The organism is Austwickia chelonae (assembly GCF_003391095.1).
Classification (GTDB): Bacteria; Actinomycetota; Actinomycetes; order Actinomycetales; family Dermatophilaceae; genus Austwickia; species Austwickia chelonae_A.
Window position 1 is genome coordinate 152573 of the sequence record NZ_CP031447.1, and the last position, 21256, is coordinate 173828.

General features: G+C 64.0%; 18 protein-coding genes. 10 read left to right on the forward strand and 8 right to left on the reverse strand.

Going from position 1 to position 21256, the window contains the following annotated elements; genetic code table 11:
* Window positions 1–49: 49 nt before the first annotated feature.
* Both DX923_RS00720 and DX923_RS17080 read right to left on the reverse strand, forming a co-directional pair.
* Window positions 50–1060 carry a hypothetical protein gene (locus DX923_RS00720; protein WP_116111961.1) on the reverse strand — a complete coding sequence of 337 codons (1011 nt, stop codon included), beginning with the start codon at window positions 1058–1060 and terminating at the stop codon, window positions 50–52.
* A 1179-nt stretch (window positions 1061–2239) separates the two neighbouring features.
* Window positions 2240–2602 (reverse strand): type I restriction-modification enzyme R subunit C-terminal domain-containing protein, encoded by a 363-nt coding sequence (locus DX923_RS17080; protein WP_430732296.1) that lies wholly within the window; start codon window positions 2600–2602, stop codon window positions 2240–2242.
* A gap of 413 nt (window positions 2603–3015) precedes the next feature.
* On the opposite strand from DX923_RS17080, the gene DX923_RS17085 reads away from it, so the two are divergent.
* Entirely contained in the window at window positions 3016–3189 is a 174-nt protein-coding gene (locus DX923_RS17085) for a hypothetical protein (RefSeq protein WP_430732286.1), read from the forward strand.
* Between the two features lie 251 nt (window positions 3190–3440).
* Here the strand turns inward: DX923_RS17085 and DX923_RS00730 are convergent, their stop codons facing one another.
* Window positions 3441–3848 carry a DEAD/DEAH box helicase family protein gene (locus DX923_RS00730; protein ID WP_116111965.1) on the reverse strand — a complete coding sequence of 136 codons (408 nt, stop codon included), beginning with the start codon at window positions 3846–3848 and terminating at the stop codon, window positions 3441–3443.
* 371 nt (window positions 3849–4219) lie between these two features.
* Here DX923_RS00730 and DX923_RS00735 point away from each other — a divergent pair, with 371 nt between their 5' ends.
* Both DX923_RS00735 and DX923_RS16020 read left to right on the forward strand, forming a co-directional pair.
* Window positions 4220–5146 (forward strand): hypothetical protein, encoded by a 927-nt coding sequence (locus DX923_RS00735; protein WP_116111966.1) that lies wholly within the window; start codon window positions 4220–4222, stop codon window positions 5144–5146.
* A gap of 83 nt (window positions 5147–5229) precedes the next feature.
* A complete protein-coding gene (locus tag DX923_RS16020) occupies window positions 5230–5730 on the forward strand; it encodes a hypothetical protein (protein ID WP_162872683.1) in 501 nt (166 codons plus the stop codon).
* Window positions 5731–6145: 415 nt separating this feature from the next.
* Here the strand turns inward: DX923_RS16020 and DX923_RS00740 are convergent, their stop codons facing one another.
* Window positions 6146–6409 (reverse strand): CopG family transcriptional regulator, encoded by a 264-nt coding sequence (locus tag DX923_RS00740; protein ID WP_116111968.1) that lies wholly within the window; start codon window positions 6407–6409, stop codon window positions 6146–6148.
* A gap of 26 nt (window positions 6410–6435) precedes the next feature.
* Here DX923_RS00740 and DX923_RS16895 point away from each other — a divergent pair, with 26 nt between their 5' ends.
* A complete protein-coding gene (locus tag DX923_RS16895; protein ID WP_275895839.1) occupies window positions 6436–6564 on the forward strand; it encodes a hypothetical protein in 129 nt (42 codons plus the stop codon).
* Window positions 6565–6639: 75 nt separating this feature from the next.
* Here DX923_RS16895 and DX923_RS00750 read toward each other — a convergent pair whose 3' ends face one another.
* Window positions 6640–7644, reverse strand: coding sequence for an IS481 family transposase (locus DX923_RS00750; protein ID WP_116111972.1), 1005 nt, complete (start codon window positions 7642–7644; stop codon window positions 6640–6642).
* Between the two features lie 929 nt (window positions 7645–8573).
* Between DX923_RS00750 and DX923_RS00760 the strand changes: the two genes are divergently transcribed.
* The 6 genes from DX923_RS00760 to DX923_RS00785 all read left to right on the forward strand — a co-directional run bounded on the left by DX923_RS00760 (window position 8574) and on the right by DX923_RS00785 (window position 16802).
* On the forward strand, window positions 8574–10328 hold the full coding sequence (locus DX923_RS00760) for an ABC-F family ATP-binding cassette domain-containing protein (protein WP_116111976.1): 1755 nt from the start codon (window positions 8574–8576) through the stop codon (window positions 10326–10328).
* Between the two features lie 184 nt (window positions 10329–10512).
* Window positions 10513–11781 carry a hypothetical protein gene (locus DX923_RS00765; protein WP_116111978.1) on the forward strand — a complete coding sequence of 423 codons (1269 nt, stop codon included), beginning with the start codon at window positions 10513–10515 and terminating at the stop codon, window positions 11779–11781.
* Window positions 11778–13175, forward strand: a complete 1398-nt coding sequence (locus tag DX923_RS00770) for a DUF4041 domain-containing protein (protein WP_116111980.1) — start codon at window positions 11778–11780, stop codon at window positions 13173–13175. The genes DX923_RS00765 and DX923_RS00770 overlap by 4 nt, the downstream gene beginning before the upstream one ends.
* A 121-nt stretch (window positions 13176–13296) precedes the next feature.
* Entirely contained in the window at window positions 13297–13872 is a 576-nt protein-coding gene (locus tag DX923_RS00775) for a DUF302 domain-containing protein (RefSeq protein ID WP_116111982.1), read from the forward strand.
* 174 nt (window positions 13873–14046) lie between these two features.
* A complete protein-coding gene (locus DX923_RS00780; protein WP_116111984.1) occupies window positions 14047–15516 on the forward strand; it encodes a 3'-5' exonuclease in 1470 nt (489 codons plus the stop codon).
* A 128-nt stretch (window positions 15517–15644) separates the two neighbouring features.
* On the forward strand, window positions 15645–16802 hold the full coding sequence (locus DX923_RS00785) for a metallophosphoesterase (RefSeq protein ID WP_116111985.1): 1158 nt from the start codon (window positions 15645–15647) through the stop codon (window positions 16800–16802).
* Between the two features lie 27 nt (window positions 16803–16829).
* Here the strand turns inward: DX923_RS00785 and DX923_RS00790 are convergent, their stop codons facing one another.
* The 3 genes from DX923_RS00790 to DX923_RS00800 all read right to left on the reverse strand — a co-directional run bounded on the left by DX923_RS00790 (window position 16830) and on the right by DX923_RS00800 (window position 20952).
* On the reverse strand, window positions 16830–19289 hold the full coding sequence (locus tag DX923_RS00790; RefSeq protein ID WP_116111987.1) for an FtsX-like permease family protein: 2460 nt from the start codon (window positions 19287–19289) through the stop codon (window positions 16830–16832).
* Complete coding sequence (locus tag DX923_RS00795) at window positions 19286–19981, reverse strand: ABC transporter ATP-binding protein (protein WP_116111989.1); 696 nt, start codon at window positions 19979–19981, stop codon at window positions 19286–19288. The genes DX923_RS00790 and DX923_RS00795 overlap by 4 nt, the downstream gene beginning before the upstream one ends.
* Window positions 19982–20328: 347 nt before the next feature.
* Complete coding sequence (locus DX923_RS00800; RefSeq protein ID WP_240322689.1) at window positions 20329–20952, reverse strand: DUF417 family protein; 624 nt, start codon at window positions 20950–20952, stop codon at window positions 20329–20331.
* Window positions 20953–21256 lie beyond the last annotated feature (304 nt).

The following is a 21256-nucleotide window of genomic DNA, read 5'->3' on the forward strand; positions in this document are numbered from 1 at the left end:
TGTGGAAATGATCCGTGCCGGTCCTCCTGTGGTACGGCGGGGGACCGTGTCACCCGTGCGCGGCGAGGCGGGCGACCGAGACCTCGTGCCACTCGAGGAAGAGGCGCTGCGCATCGCGCATGAGGCGGTCAACACCGGCCAGCCGGGTCGGCCGGGACTTGACACCGAAGGCCCAGTCGACGTACCCCTGCGCCAGCCAGGGCGTGTCCGGGAGATACTCGCGCACGAGCGGCATCTTGTTCTTGCCGCGCTCGCTGTTGCCGTTCTTCGCGGAGTGCTGGCTGAGGTCGTGGTCCTCGGGGCGCTGGCGAAGGACGTCGGTGTACAGGGAGGACAGGTAGTCGACCCACGCGGGCTTGATTCCCGCGGAGACCTGGGGCAGGTCATCGTCATTGTCGAAAACGGCCACGCCGACGTGGAAGTCGAGGGTGACGTCGTCGATGTCCGCCGGTACGACCCGGTCGTGGACCTGCACCTGACCGCGCAAGGTACGCCCGTCGGGCAGCTTCGGGCCCTCGATCCGAACGGCGGGGATACCGCGACTGCCCCGCTTGACCTCGACCGACCAGTCGTCGGGCCAGGCGCGGCGCGCGAGGGCCTCTCTGAAGCGGCGTTCGACCTGCACCTTCCCGGCGGGCATCGCGTTGACGTCGTTGAGTGTCAGCCGCGAGCCGTCGAAGGTCGCCAGCAACTCCCGCCACGTGACGACCGCGCTCACGCGGTCTTGGACGTCGGACGCGTCGTCGCGGTCGAGCACGACGAGCACGTAGCGGTCGAACCGGCCAGACTCGCCGGTCTGGTGAGCGGCGATGGCGTGGTCGAACTTCGCCTCGATGCCGACGGTGACGGCGCTGACGTCGGAACGGACGATGCGCAGCTCTACGTCGATGCGGTCCGTCGCCTCGCAGGAGACCTCGACGTCGCCCGCCAGGGAGCCTTCGTCGAGCTTCATCTCCTTCTCGAGCAGGCGCAGTGCGGCGGTTGGGTCGTGACGGAACTCGGCACCCAGCGCCCTCGTCGCCATCGGCTCGCTCGTGAACACCCGGGACCTGCCTGCCATGCGTGGCCTCCTGCATCATTGTGAAACGGCGACGGCCGAATCCCGACTCGTTCCACTCCTGGAGCGGGCCGCGACGCGCGACCCACGGGACATCCTTCCGAATCGGCACCAGACCGACATAACTGAACCCCGAGGACCCGGGTCGTCCGTGTGGCCGTGATGACGGCGCGGTAGCTCTTCGCCAAACGTTGGACGACTCCGAAATCCTCCGCGCGAGCAAGGCGCCCGGCGGGGTCGAGGCCCTCAGACACGGGGCTATCAGCGGTACGATGTCAGCACCACCACCCCGCCGCGACGAGAATAGCGCGCTGCTCTTCGACCGATGGGCGGCGAGCCGCTGGAAGTCAGTGGGTGGTGAGCCGCTGACAGCGGACTTCTAGGGCGTGACGCGAGAGGTGTTCGAGGCGCGCCGCGGCTCCCGTCAACGAGGGTTGCCGAAGGAGAATCCAGGCTCGAGTAACGAGGCGGTCGCTGCCAACTCGTCTCACTTTGCTCGGCCACGGGCTGCCTCGTTTTGCCCGTTGGCCCTGGTCCGCTGTCTTACTCCGTCGCGTCGCGGACAGCGTCGGTCGATTTTGAGACGTACTCACGAGTTCGAGACATCACGAGACACGACGCGCCTTCAGCACTCGATTTTGAGACTTGGAGCGAACAAATCGAGACTGCGCTGCACCTAAGAACCAGACATCTTCCCTGGTTAGGAGGCCCCCGGTATCGTCGACTTAGGACAGGCACACCCGACCGCCGGTCGAACGTGACCCGACCAACCCGACCGGACGAGTGGCGCGCTATCAATCCTCTGGCCCGCTCGTCATCGCAACTGCAGTGCCGGAGGGCTCCGTGGACCGGGTCGAGACCTACCCCCGCCGTGCCTGCCTGCATGCGCGCGACGCCGCACGACAGCACGGTCGGCGCGACCGGACATAGACCGCCGTCGGGTGGAACTCTGGGAGACCGTCATCCCCCAGACACGACGAAAGCCGGGTTGCAGCCCGGCTTCCTCGCGAGTCGCGGTACTCGCCGCTTCTCAAGTCCTGAAAGCCCACGAGGGGCCCCTCTGTTGCCATTTTGGCTGCGCCGTGCCCTGGCGTTAACGGGTGCCCCCTCGTGAGAGGAGTTCAACATGCGCAACCTGTCTCCCGCCAGCGCTCACCGGCTCGCCCCAGAACGCTATTCATCTCACCCATGACCGGGCGCCCTGCGCCCTGGGCCGCCGTCGTCGACGCAGCCAACGATCCTGACCAGTGCACACGCCTCACCACGGAGACGACTGCGACGATGCTTCTCGCCACCACGGAGGGGGAGCCGACGGTGACCACAGCTGACCTCACAGCCCTCGGCATGGTGGCGTTCGCGCACACGTCGCGCCCACTCGCTCCGTGTCCGCGTGGGCTGGTTCCAGGCGAGGTTCATGAGGACGTCGAAGACGTCGACACCGTCAGCGTCGGGCCCTCGCAGGGCCTCGACGCCGATGCCCTTGGCTGCCAGATGGGCCAGGACCTCCTGGCGCCGTTCCCGGTCCGACCACAAAGACGCAAGCACGTCGGGCGCAGGCGCGAGCTGCTGGATCTGGCCAGCCTGTACGTCTGTGAGGACGTGAGTGCCCGACGACCGATCAGACGCCTGCAGGCTCTCCGCGAGGATCTCGAAGCCACCACGGTCGACGACGTACCGGATGCGTGGGGTCGGCGTGGTACCGCCATGGTCCGGCGGCTGTGTCCCGCCGGAGTCCCCGGGATTCGTGGGCGTGAAGCCCGGCGGGTCCTGGTCGACGAATCGGCATCTTCGCCCGTCTCTTCGCCACCCGTGCAAGGGGTGTCATCGCCGTCGCCGTCGATGACACCAGAGCCGTCGGCGATCACGTCGATGATGACCTCTCCGGAGTCGTCCCCGCCGTCACCCACAGTCTCGACCGTCGTCTGCCCGGGGAAGCCGTCGAAGTCCGGGTCGGCAAAGTGGGTGGAAGCGCCTACGAAGTCGATGATCTCGAAGCTCGTCTTTCCCTTGTCGGGGTACAGCCGCGTCCCGCGTCTGACGATCTGTTTGAACTCGATCTGCGATCCGGCTGGCCTGAAGATCACGACGAAGCGGAGATCCTCGACGTCGATCCCGGTCGCCAGGAGCCGTGAGGTAGTGGCTACGAGTGGGGAGACCCGCTCGGGGTTGCTGAGGTCGCGGACGAGGCACACCTTCTCTTTCTCATCGAAGGTGATCTGCACGACCCACTCCGGATCGTCGCGCGTCCAGTCAGGGAACTCCGAGACGAGCCCGTGGCGTACTTCCTCGGCGTGTTCCTGGTCGTAGCAGAACACGATCATCCGCGACCGTTCCTCGCGGAGACGTCGCGTAAGCTACCGCACGGCCGGCCGGGTTCGCTGCTTCAGTCGGACCTTCCGCTCGAAGTCTCGCGTGCCGTACACGCCCTGCTCGATGAGGAGCCCGTTGACGTCGACCTCTTCCTCCTCGGGACTCCATCCGTCCTGGTCAGGCTGAGGGCCACGCGCTGCACCCGATACGGCGCCAGATAGCCGTGCTCGATGCCCTGACCCAGCGAGTAGGAGAAGACCGGGTCCCCGAAGTAGTCGTAGGTGTCGATCGTATCGACCTGCTTCGCGGTCGCCGTGAAGCCGAGCTGAACCGCGTCCGAGAAGTAGCGCAGGATCGACCGCCAGGACGAGTTCTCGGCGGCGCTCCCTCGGCGGCACTCATCCACGATGACGAGAGCGAAGAAGTCCGGCGGATACTGCCTGGGGCAGCGTCCGTCCCGCTCATCGTCTGGCTTCATCATGTCGATTCCCGAGACGCTCGTACTACGACTTGCTCACCGCGTTGACCGCAGGGACGACCGCACGACTCCCGGCCAAGGTGGCGCACTGGCGGGAAGTGTGGGAACCGAATGAAACGTTGCTGTTCAGCGCCCACTTCTCACTTCCCACGCGACCTGCTGCATGGCCAAAACAGCTGCTCGACGGAGGGGAGCAAAACGGACGCAGACCGATTCCGGGCGCGGCTAGAGGACCGGAGGACTGTCTAGGAGGTGGGCGCGTACCTCGGCAGGGGCGGTCGATGCGAGGAGCCGCCTCCCCACTGCTAGGCCACAAGCACCCGGGACACCCAAGCGAACTGCCGTTGTCGGTTCCGCCGCATACGCTCCTTGGCATGTCAGCAACCGAGGGATACGGGCGCATCAAGGACGTCTCGATCGAGGGCTTGCTCCTTCGCTGGCCTGATGGGCCCGACCGCACCACGACGGACGCTTTCAATCCGTGGTGGCCGTGGCGCGAGACCCTGCCCATGCTGCAGCTGATGGAGCGTGAAGGCCTGGTGCGGGTGGCGGCTCGAGGGGGTGGCGGCGCCGAGACCTGGTTCACCGCGAAGGGCAGGCAGGAATCGCTGCGGATCAAGCGCGACTACCAGCCTGAAGGCGTGTTGTGGTTCGACGATCTGTGCCGCCGCCTCCTGGAGTGGCTGCGTGGGTCAGACAAACGCAGGTTCCTCGATGGGTTCTTCGAGCACGCGGCGGGCCAGGACGTGCACGGGGAGACATTCGGCGAAGACGTCGTCGCTGATGCCTACCAGGTCATGCACGAAGGTGACCTTCTCAGGGAGACCATCTCCGACTCGCGAATCCGCCTCAGACGAGCCGAGGTCACCCGCCTGGGCGCTCGAGCGCTGGCCTGGAACGGCGGCTCCATCGAGGACTTCATCGATAGGCAGAAGATGGGAGCCATCTCGGTGAACGACAACCGGCAGTTCAACACCAACTACGGCCAGCAGGGTGCTGCGTTCACGGGCGACATCCATGGGAACGTCGCAGGCGTGATGACCTTGAACGCCGCGGAGCAAGCCAAGGCGCTCGAGATCATCGATGCGGTGCTCGACCAGGATGAGGTCGGTGCTCATGCTGATCTCGTTGAGAGCATCGCGGAGCTGCGGGAAGAGATCGTGGCCGCCAAAGAGCCGAAGCAGTCGCTTGCGCGTCGTGCGACAGATGCGCTGGTCATGGCTTCGGTCAAGCACGTCGGGTCTGATCCGGTCGGGCACCTCGGCCGACTCGTGGAGCTGCTCAGTTCGGTCGTCGCGTAACGGCCGGTCCGGGCCGCCCCGCCCTGCTGCCTTTCTGGCGCGAGGACTTCCCTGCGCGCCGGCTCCGCAGCCCAATGGACATCGTGAGAGCTGATGAGTACCACGCCGGGTCGTACTGGGCGTATCGGGAGGGCAAGACGCTCGGCACGCCCGCCGTCAAGGCCGAGGCGTTGATGTGGGTGGCGGCCAAGCGCCCCAGCCGCAAGTCCCCCCAGATGACGGTCTACTGTCGAGAGGGTGAGCTCGCAGGTATAGAGGATTTCGTGCTGCCCGGCTGGCTGGTCTGCCACTGGAAGGACTGGTTGGCCCTGCTCCGTTGGGAGCAGGGCCGAGATCGCCCTGCGGGACAGCCTGGACGACTCCGACCGGGACAAGGCACTGATCGCGGCAGCCAACGCCGCGTTCGGGGCTTCCGGCGAGGACATCTACCTCGAGGACCACTGCGGATACAACTGGAGCATCGAGGTGGCTGCGCTGGAGCGTGTGGCCAAGCGCGCCGGATGGCCGCCCGAGCGCGCTCCCTGGCGCCAGAAGCCCAGCAAGGAAAAACCTTTGACCCCCCGCCGGATTCCTGCAACAGCTGAGTCGACAGAACCCCCTGGCTATCTCCGCAGCAGACGTGACACAAGCCTTCGATTTCTATGCCAAGCGGGGCCACTCCGCTGAAGCATCGAGGGAGGCTTCAGCGGCGCCAGGTAACGTTGAATTCTTTGCATAAATAGAAGAAGGGCGCTGATCTACTGACCCTGATGGTCCACCATCAGGGTCAGCTGCCTTCGTGATGCACCTCCGCATATCACTGCAGGTCGTTGGGTTACAGAGCTGGTGGCCGGTCCCGGGGATCCAACATGTTCAAGGAAGTGTCAGGGGGTTGACAACGCGAATGCCAGCGGCGGGCAGAGACTCGACGATAGGTACTGTCCTGTCTATCCGCGCCCCAGGGAAGGGGTCGGTACCGGCCGCTCCGAAGTCCACTCGCCTGAGTGGACTCATCGCTCCTTAGAGGGTGTCGATGAGTTCACGCATCAGCTGGGAGGGCGTGATGCGACGTTCCTGGGCCACCTCATCCAGCTTCGCTCGGCGCACGGCATCGAGACGCAGGGTGAACGGGCGGGCTTGTGCCCCCACGCTGATGGGGCGTCCGGGCACCGAGTGACCCAAGTGCTTGCCGGTGTACCCGGTCTTGGATTCCGCTTCGGCGGCCCACCGCTCGATGTCTTCGTCAGTGAACGGAACGCCATTCACATCGGTGTACTGGTCCATCTGGCTACCTCCTCAGCCCAACCTCGATGAGCACCTTCGTCGTCGCCGGCATGGAGTGGAAGATCAGCCAGCCATCAGGCTCGTCTTCTACCGCGATGTACTCCAGTAAACGCCCGTTGGCGTCTGCGCCAACCCCCACCCACTGCACCGGGTGAGTGTCACGTGCTCGGGATCGCAATGTGCTCTCGAAAGCCTGGACCACCTGCGAAACAGTGACCTCGGGGTGCCGACTAGTTGTAGCTGGGCAGGACGTTGGTGACAGTGGCGTGGACGCGAGTGGCCGGGGGTTGGCCTCCGGCGGCGCTGTGGGGTCGATGGTAGTTGTAGTGCAGGTTCCAGATCGCGATGGCTGTGGCGCGGTCGGCCTCGCTTGAGTAGGCGCGGGCGTAGAGCACTTCTTCGGCGAGGATCCGGTTGTACCGCTCGACCTTGCCGTTGTGTCTGGGCGTGTAGGCCCGGGTGTACTGATGCCGGGTCAGCTTGCCGATGACGTGGTTGAACTCCTTGGCGCGGTAGCAGGACCCGTTGTCGGTGACGATCCGGTGGACGTGGCCGATGCCGTGCGCGGCGAACCAGACCTTGGCCCGGGCCAGGAAGGCGGCCGCGGTCGCGCCTTTCTCATCGGGCAGGTGCTCGGTGTAGGCCATCCTTGAGAACCCGTCCACGGCCGAATGCAAGAACACGTAGCCGCGTCGGGCGCCGTCGTTCTTGGCTCGTGCGACGGCTCGGTGCGCTTCGCTGTCGCGGCCGTGGATGCGCCACCCGCCGCCGTCGGGGATCCGACCGACCTTCTTCACATCGACGTGCAGCATGTGTCCTGGCCAGCGAGCCACGATCGGCTGTGCCTCGCGGATCGTGGCCCCGTTGGGGTCGAGGAACCGGCGACGTCCGATGCCCAGCCGGGTCAGGTGGCGGGTCACGGTCCGCCGGTTGATCCGCACGCCGCGTTCGGCCAGCTCGAACGTGATCCGCGCCGCGGTCCACTTCCTCTCCCGGCGCCACGTCTCGATCGTGGCGACCACCCGCGGCGGGGTCGCTGTCGGGGACGTGTGTGGGGTGCTGGGGCGATCGTGCAGGCCGGCCTCGCCGTAGCGGCGCCACCGGTTCACCCACTTCGAGGCGCACGCCCGGGAGATCCCCATCTCGGCGGCGACATGGCTGATAGGGCGGTCCTGGCAGCGGACGATGAGGCGGCGACGGCCCTCGAGGTTCAGCGGGGCGTTACGGTGCGTCATAGGGCAGGTTCTTTCGGCTGACTCGACGTGATGGATGGCTTCGACACCTCCATCCTGTCGCCGCAAGGACCTGCCCGTTCATCTACCCATCTACCCGCCCACTACCACCGTCAACAACCTCCTACCCCGCAACAACTAGTGACCCGGGGATGCACTTGTACCCGCACGCTCACTCCCACTCATTCGTTTCGTACCGCATAAGTGTAATACGAAACTGTCCGGCTCCTTCGGTGGCGCACGCACAGCCGCCTCGACACAGGTCCGGGAGGCGCATGCGCGTCGAATCGGATCAGTATCAACTGGCTATGACATCCCCTACGGCCTTGCGTCATAGACAACGGCGGGGATGGGGCGGGGTGCTCGCTGTGCAACTTGCTGACGATCCGTTGGTACTCGGGGAGACCCAACGTCGTGGATGAGGCCTCCAGCGAAGCCTTCACCTGAATCGCCGTCTTGGGGACGGCCTGGTCCGCTCCGAAGACGAGGATGTCGGCCGAATCCTGGTCGGCGCGGTCGACGTCGACGGACCAGCCTTCGGTCCTACTTTCGTAGTACTCCAGGAGAAGCTCGACGGTAACGAGGTACTGGTAGCGAAACCCGAAGGCGGACGCGACCCCACCGGTACGCGCACTCATGAGCCAACCCTAGGTGTAGCTAGGCAAGGCATTGATGGCAGCAGTGTCGACGTGTGAGGCTGGCGGTCGCCACCAGATGGCTCCACCCGAGTTCATTTCGTTCGATCACGGGATGTCTCATTTCGCTCGTTCGCTCTGGTCCGCAGACTCGTTTTGTCGCGCGACGGGATAAATCGCTGTTCCGACGGGACAGTCTGTTGTTAGCATCCCGGTTATGCGCCAATGACTTTCGATCTGTCCCTGCATCTGTGGCCTGTGCCCTGTGGGGAGTAGCTCTGCTCTCAAGGATCTGTCATGGCTGCCACTACCCGTACTTCGTCTTCTGCGCGTGCTTTCGCTCATCTGCGATTCGACGGTGTTTCTTTCTCCTATGGGGCTCAGCGGGTTCTCACCGATATTTCTTTCACCGCCCCTGCGGGTACCCGTACGGGCTTGATCGGGGAGAACGGGTCGGGGAAGTCGACCTTGTTGCGGCTGGCCGCAGGCCTGCTCGTACCGGATGTCGGCACGATCACTGCTACCGCGCCGGGCGATGCGAGCCCGCGTATCGGCCTGCTCCACCAGGAGGTGCCTTTCTCCCCGACGGCGACTGTGGCGCAGGCGTTGGAGTCGGCCGTTGCTCATCTCCGCAGCTGTCTGCTGGGTGTTGAGGCCGCAGCCGAACGCCTGGCGGCGGCATCGGACGAGCATGCTGAGCGGGCGGCTGTGGACTACGACCGCGCGCTGGAGTCTGCGGAGCGGCTCGGTGTGTGGGATGTCGATGCGCGCATCGACCGCATGATGGCTGGTCTAGGGCTGGGGGTTCTTCCTCGTGACCGGCCCACCGGCGCGCTTTCCGGTGGGCAGAGGTCTCGGCTCGCGCTGGCCTGGCTGCTGCTCTCCGCCCCGGACGTGCTCCTGTTGGACGAGCCGACGAACCATCTGGACGATGCCGCCACGGCCTATCTGTGTGCCGTGCTGTCGCAGTGGGGTGGTCCTGTTCTCGTCGTGAGCCATGACCGTGCCTTCCTCGACGAGGTCGTCACTCATCTGGTCGATCTCGATCCTTCTCCGCAGCCGAATGCGCTCGCAGCCCCGCTGGTGCAGGACGGCCCCGGGGCTGGGATCGGGATCTCCAGGTTCACCGGCACGTACAGCGATGACCTGCAGGCCAGGCGTGACATTCGTGATCGGTGGGAGCACCGGTACGAGAGCGAACAGGCTGAGCTGCGTCGGCTACGAGCGGCGATCCAGGAGAACCAGGTGGTGGGGCATCCGGGCCGGGAGCCGCGTACGGAGGCGCGCAGCGCTCGGAAGTTCTACGCCGACCGCAATGCGATGACGGTGTCCCGGCGGGTCAATGATGCGCGAGGTCGTCTGGACGATCTGGAGAAGTCACAGCTCCGCAAACCTCCGCCGGAACTGCATTTCCGGGGCCTCACCCTGGCCGGCTCGCAGCCGCCGTGTCAACGCGATTCGGGGAGCCCGCCGGTTGTCCTCGATGCGCAGGATGTGGCGGTGGCTGGCCGTCTTTCGCCTACTTCCCTCACGGTGAGGTCGACGCAGAAATGGCTGGTCACCGGCGCTAATGGTGTCGGCAAGTCGACGCTTCTGCACCTGTTCGCCGGTGATCTGTCGCCGACCTCGGGAACGGTGACCCGGGCCGATGGGGTGCGGGTCGGTCTGCTCGCTCAGGAGAGTGTTCTGCTTGACCCCTGTGGCCGTGGGCCTGCCCGGACCGCCCGAGAGGCTTATGCGGACATCGTGGGAGAAGCGACCGCCGAGCGCGTGCCCTTGAGCACCTTCGGTCTATTGGCCCCTCGGGACGAGATGCGCCCGGTGGAGACCTTGAGCGTGGGGCAGAAAAGGCGTCTGGCGTTGGCTGTTCTGATCGCAGATCCGCCTGAGGTGCTGCTTCTCGATGAGCCCACCAATCATCTGTCCTTGGCTCTGGTCACCGAACTTGAGAAGGCCATTGCCGACTATCCCGGGGCCGTGGTCATGGCTTCGCACGACCGGTGGATACGCCGACGCTGGCACGGGAAACATCTGGATCTGAGGCGGCAGTGAAAAACATCGTCGCCGTATTTTTTGCCAGCAGCTCACCAGCATTTTTCCAATTTGGTTGCAGAACAAGTGTTTTGAATTTTCCATGCCTGTGACCAGGAAGCTTAGGTAAGACTCAGTTCAGGCAAGGATTTCCTGTCGTGTATTACGGACCCAGTGATTCTGGAATGGATTCGAGAGGTTTGTGATGGCTAGGAGACGCGGCTTCCTTGCGGAGATCAACCGGCAGATCAAGGAAGCTGAACGGCGTGAACGTCAGCAGCATCTTGCGGCAGTGCGCGCCCAAGCCGCTGCCCAGCGGGCCGCCGAGAAAGCACAACGCGACTATGCGCGGGCCATGGCAGCTTCTGCCCGGGCATCAGCGGCCGAACAGAAAGCCGCTCAACGCGAGACAGAACGACTGCACGCAGAAGCGCGAATGGCAGAAACCGCCGCGTTGAACTCCGCGCTGGAATCGACCTACGCCGAGATCGACAATCTGTTGTCCTCCACCCTGGAGATCGACGACCACATCGACCTCGACGCGCTGAAAATCGAGAAGATCGACCACCCGCCTTTCGCACCGGGCGCCCTGGCCGTGCCCCACCGCCCGGTCGGTCTGGAATACCCCCCTGAGCCGCGATACGTCGAACCGGAGGCCCCCACCGGTCTGGCCGCGATGCTCGGCGGCAAGAAGAAACACGAAGCTGCCGTCGCCCAAGCGCGCGCCGACCACGAAAACCGGCACCGCCAGTGGTGGGAGCACTGCCGACATGTCGACTCCAAACGGTCGGCCTTCCAGCACCTCGAAGCAGACCGGCTCGCCAAACTGGACCGGGCCCGGGAGAGCTACGAGGTGCGACGCCGCGCCCGAGAAGCCGAAGCCCAGAGCCGCAATGCCGAGATCGAACAGCTGCAGAACAACCTCGCTTTCGACCTGCCCGAGGCCATCGAAGAATATGTCGCCCTGGTGCTGTCGAACTCGGTGTACCCCGAAACCTTCCCCGTCCAGCACAGCGGAACCTTCGACCTGCCCTCCCGGGAGCTGGCCCTCACCGTGACAGTGCCGCTGCCGTCGGTGGTGCCCACCGTCAAGGCGTACCGGTACGTGAAAACCAAGGACACCATCCAGGAGAGCGCGCTCACCGCCAAAGCGCAGAAAGACCGGTACGCCTCTGCGGTCTGGCAGGTCGCCGTCCGCACGCTGCACGAAGTATTCGAAGCAGACCGGGAAGGCAAGATCGACTCCATCGCCATGACGGTCGCCACCGAACGGCTGTCCCCGGCCACCGGCAATGCCGAGAGCATCCCCCTGGTCATCGCCGCCGCCGGGCGTGAAGAATTCAACGGTTTCGACCTGGCGAACGTAGTGCCGCAGTCCACCCTCGAACACCTCGGCGCAGCCTTGTCCAAATCACCCTTCGACCTGGCCCCGGCCGATGCCAGCGTCGGCGTCCGGGCCCGTGGCCGCAAATGAGACTCAACTGGCCCGACTGCTGGCCGACCCCACCACCAGGCTGGACGCCCCCCGCCGGCTGGCGGCCACCAGCAACCTGGCCCGAGCCACCTGCCGGTTGGCGGCTCTGGACCGCGGACACCCCCGCAGTGCAGGCTGACCCCCCACCCCACCACGTAGCTGAACCGCTGCCCGTCCCGAGAACGGGAGCACCGGAACCGTCGACCCCGCCACCAGCCCCGGCAGCGGGCCAAAGCGACGACATCGGCCTGCTCCGGGCCCGGATCGCCCGACTGGAAGCCGAACTGAGCGCAGCCCGCAGCCAGCACCACGGCACCGTCGGAGACATGGTGCAGCTGGACGACCAGCGGGCGCTACAAGACGTCGGTATCTACCGTTACCACCACCCGCTCGAAGACTCCCCGGCCTACAAGGCCCGGCTCGACGACATCGAAGCGCGCATCGACGCAATGATCAAGGACAGGCAGGCCGTCCTGGCCGCCGACATGTTCACCTGGAACGGTTCACTCGCCCGCGGCCGACAACTGGTCCGCGACCTGTCCCGGCTGATGTTGCGGGCCTACAACGCCGAGGCCGACAACTGCGTGCGCTCGCTGCGCGCCGGGAATATCAGCACGGCGACGACGAGGCTGGGCAAATCCGTCCAGGCCGTCGAAAAGCTCGGCTCGATGATGGAGCTGCGGATCAACCCGGAGTACCACGCCCTTCGGGTGGAAGAACTCGAACTGGTCTCCGACTACCGCATGAAGATCCAGGAAGAGCGCGAGAAAGCCCGCGAGCAGCGCGAACAGTTGCGTGAGCAGCGCAGGGTCGAGGCCGAACTCGCGGCGGAACGGGCCCGGCTCGACAAGGAACGTGCCCACTACGTCAGCGCGCTGGCCGCTTTGGAGGCCAGCGGAGATACCGAGTCGTCGGTCGATCTGACCGCACGTCTCGTGGAGATCGATTCGGCGATCGAGTCGAACGACTACCGGGCGGCGAACGTGCGGGCCGGGTATGTCTACGTGATCTCCAATATCGGGGCTTTCGGGCCGCAGATCGTCAAGATCGGGTTGACGCGCAGGCTCGAACCTCGTGATCGGGTACGCGAACTCAGTGGTGCCTCGGTGCCCTTCCAGTACGACGTGCATGCGCTCTTCTTCTCCGACGACGCGGTCACTCTGGAGAACGAACTCCACAAGGCTTTCGCCGACCGGCGGGTCAACTGCGCGAACCTCCGCCGGGAGTTCTTCTTCGCGACCCCGGCGGAGGTGCGGGACGTGCTCGTCGAGAAGGTCGGCGGGCTCTTGGAGTACACAGAGGCGCCGGATGCCTCGGAGTACCACCAGAGCTTCGGGTCATGGCCCGCCGAATTGACCGCAGGAACGGGGGACCGCTGGCAAGCTGCCGGGTAAAACCCTGTGACACAGGAGGTTTCGCATTCAGGGGAGATGCGTCGGACGTTCATATATCTTGCATCATCGCCGGTTAGGGTCCGAGGGACACATCACATTTCGTGAGACCAGGAAGCCCTCCATGACCAGCTCCCACTGCGAACCAGCGCCTGCACCCGACCACGACATCTCCCGTCGGGTCGCCCTCGGGCTCGGTGGCGCCGCCGCACTCGCCTTCCTCGCCGCCTGCTCGCCCGGCGGCACACAGACCTCCCCATCCTCCACCGGCACGACCACCGGAAAGGCCCCTGCCATGCCCGCCATCGAAGGCATCCGCACCGTCGACTGCGCCCACCCCGTGCCCCGCCTCGTCACCGACTTCCAGCAAGCGGCCACCGGTAAAGGGCTCACCGTCTTCGCCACCATCGACCACGCCGCCGGTGCCACCAAGGCCGGGACGACACTGCGCCCCACCACCCTCGTCATCGTCGGCAACCCCCAAGGCGGCACCCCCTTCATGCAGGACCAGCAACTCATGGGCCTCGTCCTGCCCCTGCGAGTGCTCTTCTGGGAGGACGACGCCGGCAAGACCCACGCCTCCTACGAAGAGATCTCCTGGTACGTCAAACGATTCGGCCTCGGCGAGAAGAGCGCAGGTGCCCAGAAGAATGTCGCCCAAGCCCTCGACGCACTGGTCGCCGGAGTCGCCAAGGGGTGAACCGGCGCTCGGACGTCCGCCATCGAACGCTGACCTGTGGGCCGCCGGCGGCTTGCCAGCTGAGCCCGTACGCAGGATCCTCAGCTGGGAGGAATATCGTCGAGATCGCCCAATGAGGGCACCGGTGCAGCAGGCCTGCGCCGTCGACACCGTCGACATGTGGAGCGTTACCCGATGAGAGCCGCCCCCCGCCGGAACTCCGGAGACCCGATACACAAGGGCCTGCTCTTCCTCGGAGCATTGGCCTCCGGGGTGGTCGCAGCGCCCTGCCTGTACATCGCGGTGATCCTGCTGCTCGAAGGGCAGGTCGGGAGCTTCTTGTTCACCTCGGTGATTGCCGCGCCCTTCACCTGCCTCTTCTTCATCTTCGTGCACCGGATGTTCCGCCGGGCGCAGACCTGGAAGCAGCAGGAGCGCCGTGACGTCGAGGACGACGACCTCGCCGACGGCGATGACCGCGATGAGAGATACTCCCGGGCGCAGCACGACGACCAGGCCGAACCGGAACGTCCGAACCCGCAGGACCAGGAGGACAGCCATACCTTCCACCACCGCACCACACCCCGCTGGGAGACCCGAGGGAGGCCCGACGGCCCAGAGGGCGACGGCGCGGGCAGCGACTCCCCTGAACTCCCCTTCGTGAAAGCCGGGATGCGCGGCGACCTGTTCGCCTACGCCGGGCTGGTCGACGGATGGGAACACGACGGCCCGTACGCCGTGATCGACCTGGAAACCACCGGGCTGTCCCCCCGTAAGGGCGACCGGATCGTCGAGATCGCCATCGCCCGCATCGACCGCTACGGCAATATCGAGGACGAATTCGCGACCCTGATCAAACCGGACGACCGCGACACCGGGCCGGTGTTCGTCCACGGCATCACCCGGGACGCCGTCTCTCGGGCGCCCAGATTCGTCGAGGTCGCCGACGAGGTGCTGGCCCGGCTCGACGGCGCCGTCGTCGTCGCCCACAACGCCTCCTTCGAAGAGGCCTTCCTGCACGCCGAGTTCTCCGCCGCCGGATACCGGCTGCCACCCATGCCCGCGCTGTGCACGCTCTGGTTGGGGCGCCGCACCTTCCAAGCGGCGAACTTCACCCTGGGAACCCTCGCCCAACAGGCCGGGGTCCCCCTGGTCGACAAACACACCGCGCTGGGGGACGTCCGCGCGGTCTCCCGGCTGCTGCCTCGGATGCTCGACCGGCACGAGGCGCCGCTGTTCTACGACTGCGAGCCCTACCGTCACTCCAACCGCCTACTGACAGAGCGGCCCCGCTTGGTCACCAGGGCCACCGCACTACGCAAGGGCCAGGACGGGTGGATGGCCTCGCTGATCAGCCGACTCCCCATGTCCGCCAATGACGTCGACGACGCCACCGCCGAGGCCTACTTCGAAGCACTGGCCGCCGTCATGGAAGACGGCCGGATCACCGGAGAAGAAGCGAAGATGCTGGCCCGGTTTGCCGGCCAGAGCGGCCTGGGTGGTGCGCAGGTGCGCAGCCTCAACGAACGTTTCCTGGAGAACATGCGTGAAACCGCCATCGGTGGCGGCGTGCTCACCCGCGACGGGCTCGACGAACTGGCTGAAGCCGCAGTGATGCTCGGCGCAAGCGGATACTTCGACGACCTGTATTCCATCGGGGAGTAGCTCCGCGGGAGTCATCCGATGAACTCTCCGGAAAATCCTTGAGCTGTCAAGGTATTGGCTGAGAATGGTTCAGAGTGCAGTCACCGGGACGTCGCCCGACGTCCGCGCGGGGCTGCTGGACTCACCGCATGCGCCTTCGCACACTCTCCCTGGCCGCAGCCACTGCCTGCGCCCTCTCGATCCCGACCACCTTCGCCGCCGCTCAGGAGACGGCCCTCAGCGTCGTCCGCACCGGGCCGAACGCCTCACCGGCCGGGCACTCAGCCCCGGACGGGGCTTTCCGCGACCCCGCCACCTACGACCTGGCCATCGCCCACATCACCGACACCCAATACCTGACCCGTTGCGCCAACGGCAGCGGCATCCTGCCCTCGATCCGCGAACGCTGCCAGGACATCTACGAAGGCATGAACCAGTGGATCGTCGACAACGCCGGACACCGCAAGATCGCCTACACCGCGCACACCGGCGACCTCATCGACAGCTACACCCTGCGCACCAAAGGCCTGGCCCGCGGTGAATTCGCCCGAGCCTCCGAAGCTCAGCGCATCCTCGACGACGCCGGGATGCCCAATGGCGTCCTCCCCGGCAACCACGACAACCTCCGCGGGAAAGACGCCTCGGTCTACAACGAGTTCTTCGGCCCCGACCGCTATACCAAAGCCAGCGCCAAAGCCGCCCAACCGTACTACCAAGGACCCTGGAAACCCGGCGACAACAGCAACCACGTCGACGAATTCCACGCCGGAGGAGTCGACTTCGCCGTAGTCCACCTGGGCTACCAGGTGACTGAGGAAGAAGCGGCCTGGGCGAACCAGCAGATCGCGGCCCGCCCCGGACACAACGTGATCGTCGCGACCCACGCCTACCTGAAACCCGGCCCAGCCCCGGACGGCGAAGGCGCCGCACTCTCCACTGACGGGGCACGAGTTCGCTCCCAGGTGGTCGACCCGAACCCGAACGTCTTCCTGGTCATCTCCGGGCACGAACACGGAGTGGGCCGGAACATCCGTCAGGGCGTCGGGCCCTCCGGACGGCAGGTCGTCGAGCTGATGGCCGACTACCAGGCCTATAACGCAGGCTCCGACGGCAATGGGCACGCCGGATTCATCCGCATGCTCCAACTCGACGTACGCCACGGAGAGATGACCGTCGACACCTACTCGCCGTCGCTGAACTCCTTCCGCAGCCGCGACTACGACACGAAGCCCGGGCGTCACTACGACGGCAACGAGGACGAATTCACGGTTCCGGTGCACTTCCTGCGGCCTGTCACCGCACGCTGAACCACGAGTGGGCGCAGGCTGTCGTGTTCAAGCCTGCGCCCGCTTCGTGATCGGGCGATCGTTCCGGGAAAGCCACACGACCGACAAAGCCGCTACGACCGGGGCGAAGGTGATGGCCAGTGCCCCGTACAGCGGTGGAAACACCATGACCGTCGGTCGGATCATGCACCACGCCAGATAGGCACCCGCCCCCGCTCCGACAACGGAAGAGACACCGATCACCACGGTGAACATGACAGACGTGGTGCCCTTGGCCATCCACGGAGAGCAACCGATGGCCTGGAGGACACCGCGGTTCCTCGCGTCCTGGCGTTTCCAAGCCAGGACGATGAATGTCGCGATGGCACCGGTCAACGCCATGGCGAAGAGCACGGACCATGTCGTGACCGCTTCGGCCGGAGCAGAGGCACTGTTGCGGAAACGTTCGTAGAAGTGGGCGCGTAGTTCCTGATCCTCCGGGAGGGAACGGAAGATCTCTGCACCGGGGCGAGAGACCACGGCGTAGTCGTACCGGTCCTCCAGCTCAAGCCAGGGCCAGTGCCGGAGAACAGCGGGGGAGACCACCAGCCCCGGGTGGTTCGCGGAGCGCTCCTGGTAGGGGAAGGAGCGAGTCCTGATGGTTGCTTTTTCGGTGAACTCCGGCGTCGAGGTGCCTACGGGAACCACGTCCGGCCAGCCACTGCCCTTGGTGAGTGCCAGCCGGCCCGCGGCGAACTCTTTTCTCTCCTCGTCGCTCAGCTCTGCGCCTGCCAGGTAGGACGCCGACTCCACATCGGCGATGGTGAGATTCGAGTTGGTGAAGGAGCCCAGCTGCTCCTGACGGCACACCTCTTCCGCGGGGTGACGAGCAGAGCCCGGGGGAAGGCTTCGGCACAGGACCTGGTGGCTTCCGCCGTAGACGAAGTCTCGGCGAGTTCCGTCCGACATCATGCCTCGTTGCCATGTCGCCTTGGTGTCGAGGCGCTGCTGTTCCTGCTGGGTCAAGGCCCGAGTGGTATTGACCACGCTGTCTTTGGTGTCGAGTGGAGAGACGTGATAGTCGGCCACGCCTATCTGAAGACCGAAAGCTACGACATGAATGAACACCGCAGTACCGATCAAGGCGGTGAAAGCGCAGACAATGCCATTGTTTCGTCGTCCGGAACGGGCTACGGCCTGCATCGGCACAGAGATCAGAGGAGGAAGTGCGCGGCGCACTACACGTCTCGCCATCAAAGGAAGGACGCGTGGAACAAGCACGAACAGGGCGACAGCGATCAGGAAGATGCCGGCCAGGATCATCGGTTGCCAGTTCGGATTCGTCGAACCGATCCAGGCGCAGAGTATTCCGAGCGCTAAGAGTCCGATACAGATGGTTGCGGTAGTTCTTTCGGCAATATTTTTCTGAGAACGACGGTGGATGTATTCAGCGAAGAATCTTCGACATTGCCACCATGACGCCGCTATAAAAGCGATCAGGGCGAGAGTCAGGATCCAGCGGAATTCCGGTGAGATATCTTTAACGGTTCCCCATAGTTGCCCATGTCTCTCCTCGAGAGCACGCACTATTCGCTCGGTGAGCAGGGGGGTAGCCGCATAGGACGCCAGTATCCCCAGGGTCGCGCCAATCAGTAGGGGAGAAATCGCCGACAACGTGATCACCTGTTGTGGCAGGCCCACTCTATGAAGGCAGATGAAGTCTTTCTCTTGCTCTTTCAGAAGGATGGAGCTGAACCCGATAAGGACCGCCATGAGAACTACGAGGAATGTGGCGATCAAAGCAGCTGAGCTGCCCAGGCCCAACCCATGAGTCTTTGTTCTGTAACTGACTTCAGTATCTGGCTGGACGAGATATTTTGCGTGATGGGAAGTCAGGAAGGATTCCGCGGGCTGGGTTGACGTCAGATAGGACGACCTGGCCGTCAGGCCAGGTAGTCGATCTGCAGCGGACGGGGGAGCCACCCAGCCTAAGCGTCGAATATCTTGTGGGTCGACATGAACTGCCGAAACGGTGAACCTGGAGTTGTCGATCGTGACTTCGCTGCCGACGGCTGCCCCGATTCGCTGGGCCAGCGCCTCAGTCAGGGCGAGTGAGTCAGGGGCCGGGGAGAACGAACCGTTCTTGACCACCGTCAAACTTTTGAGTCGTTGATCATCAGCCGGAAATATTCTTCCGGTAGCTTCGGCGGACTTCGCCTCATGCGTGACCTGAGCCGACTCGATGTGCTGCATCATGGCATGTGGGCCGAGCAGCTCTCTGGCCTCTTCGCTCAAAGGTCGACCGTCGGAAGTCTCTACGATCCCGTCATAGGTGCCATAGGAACGTTCCCTGATCTGTTCTTGTGAAAGGGATGTCGTACGTTCGACACTGGCGGCTGTGGCCAGTGGAAGCAGGCATGAGAGGCACCCTAGAAAAGCTAATGACACCATGATGTGGTATTTGCGCACTTGAGCGACCGCTAAAGTCAATGTGCTGGATAGATGAAGCTTCTTCACGACGGCATTCACGAATATTCCCTGCGCGCCTGCGAAGAAAGCGATTTATCACATTGCTCTAGGTCAAGAACTTCATGACAGCGGTGGGCTATCTCTGCATCGTGGGTCGCAATGATGCAGCACATCCCTCGAGCGTGTGCTTGCTCCATCAGGAGATCGATGACGATAGTGCTGTTGATCGAGTCCAGTGAGCCAGTGGGTTCGTCGGCGAGGATGACGGATTTGTCGCCGACGAGAGCGCGAGCGACGGCGACGCGCTGCTGTTCACCCCCAGAAAGTTGCTCCGGTAAGGAGCGTGACAGCGATCCCATCTGCACCTTTTCTAAGGTGCTCTGGGCTTGTGCTCGAGACTCCTTGACGGTGAGCCCGTTCAGCTGAAGGGGGAGGGCAATATTGTCTAATGCTGTGAGATAACTGACCAGGTTCCATTCCTGGAACACAAAACCAATGTGCGTGGACCGAAATTTAGCCTGCTGGGAAGCGGAGACTGCTGAAAGAACCGTATCTCCGATCAGAACGCTGCCTTCCGTCGGGGTGAGAAGTCCTCCGAGAATATTAAGAATCGTGGATTTTCCGCATCCAGAGGTTCCGGTCAGGGCAAGGCTTTCCCCTGGAGGTACTGAGAAGTTGATGTCTTGAAAGATAGTTCTTTGTCGCTTGCCGTCCGGAAAATCCATGCCTAATGACTTGGCTTGAAGTAACATTCAAAATTGACTCCTTGAAAGTGGAGCTAGGCGACGATCCCATATGCCCCGATCGATCAATGATTCAGTGATGTGTCCTGTTCGCCGCTATGTCGCTGAAACCGATCCCGGTTCCATCCCCGGAAGTTCTGGGCATGGAAAGAAGGTTCCTCTTGCAGTATGGAACTGGCGGGCTGAGGACGATGGTTCATTTCTGCTGTTTCGAGGATCTCTAGAGGTTTTCTTTACTTCGAGCTTCGTGTCATAGGGCAAGGGCAGGGCACCCGCTTCGTGCTTCTGTACGGCAAACGGGTGGTTTCCGAAGCGAAGCTTCGGAAACCACCCGTCGATTAGCGGTATCGGGAGGATCAGGCAGCGGCCCGAGAGTTCTCCTGCGCGTCCTGCGCCGACCAGCGGGCCAGGACGATGCGGGCCGAGTCGATGCCCACGACCAGGGATGCGCCCATCATGATGGCGTCCTTGATGACCAATCGCCCGACCCCGGAGAGATAGGGGAAGCCGTGGTGGGCGTCACCGAGGTTGGGGACCCACGCCTCGGGAGTGGTGAACAGGAAGCTCAGGGTGGCGAAGCTCATGGCGAACAGGGCCAGCCCGCCGAGTGCGCCGATGAGCGGCGACAGCCAGTGCAGGGCGATCATGATGCCGATGATCACGATGATCGCGCCGATGAACAGCGCAGCCGGGTAGGTGCCATTCATCAGGTGCCAGTCCTTGTTGGCCTGGACCAGTGCGCCTTCGGGGTTGCGGTGCTTCTTGTAGTTACCCGGGTCCTTGTACAGCCAGCTCATGAACGGGCTGTTGGAGACGAAGTGGATGATTCCTTCGGCCTCGTAGGGGATGATCTTCAGCCCGCCGATCCAGACGGTCACGGTGATGAGTCCCAGTCGCGTCAGCGTCATGGCAGCCCGATCGAAGGCCATCAGGCGTTCCAGCAACGGCTGGAGAATTTCTTTTAATTTGCCCGTCTTCATAGGTTGTATGATAACTCACGTATATGAAGCATGAGCTGGCCGGGTCCGGTGGCGCTGAAATTGATCGCGGGTAAAGCGGAATCTAGTGTGTCGTGTCACATAATATTTTGTGGGAAAATGCGTTTTGCTTCCAAAGCGTTTTCATCCTTGGGGTTCGGGGAGATGATGTAGGAAATTCCTTTATGCGTGAATATCGTTGACTGACAGCGATATACGTGAATCTGGGCCGGTCGGGGGTGCAAGCTGACCCCGGGGGGGGTCGAGCAGGTGTCCGAGATATCGCCCGAAAGTGTGACAGGGCTGG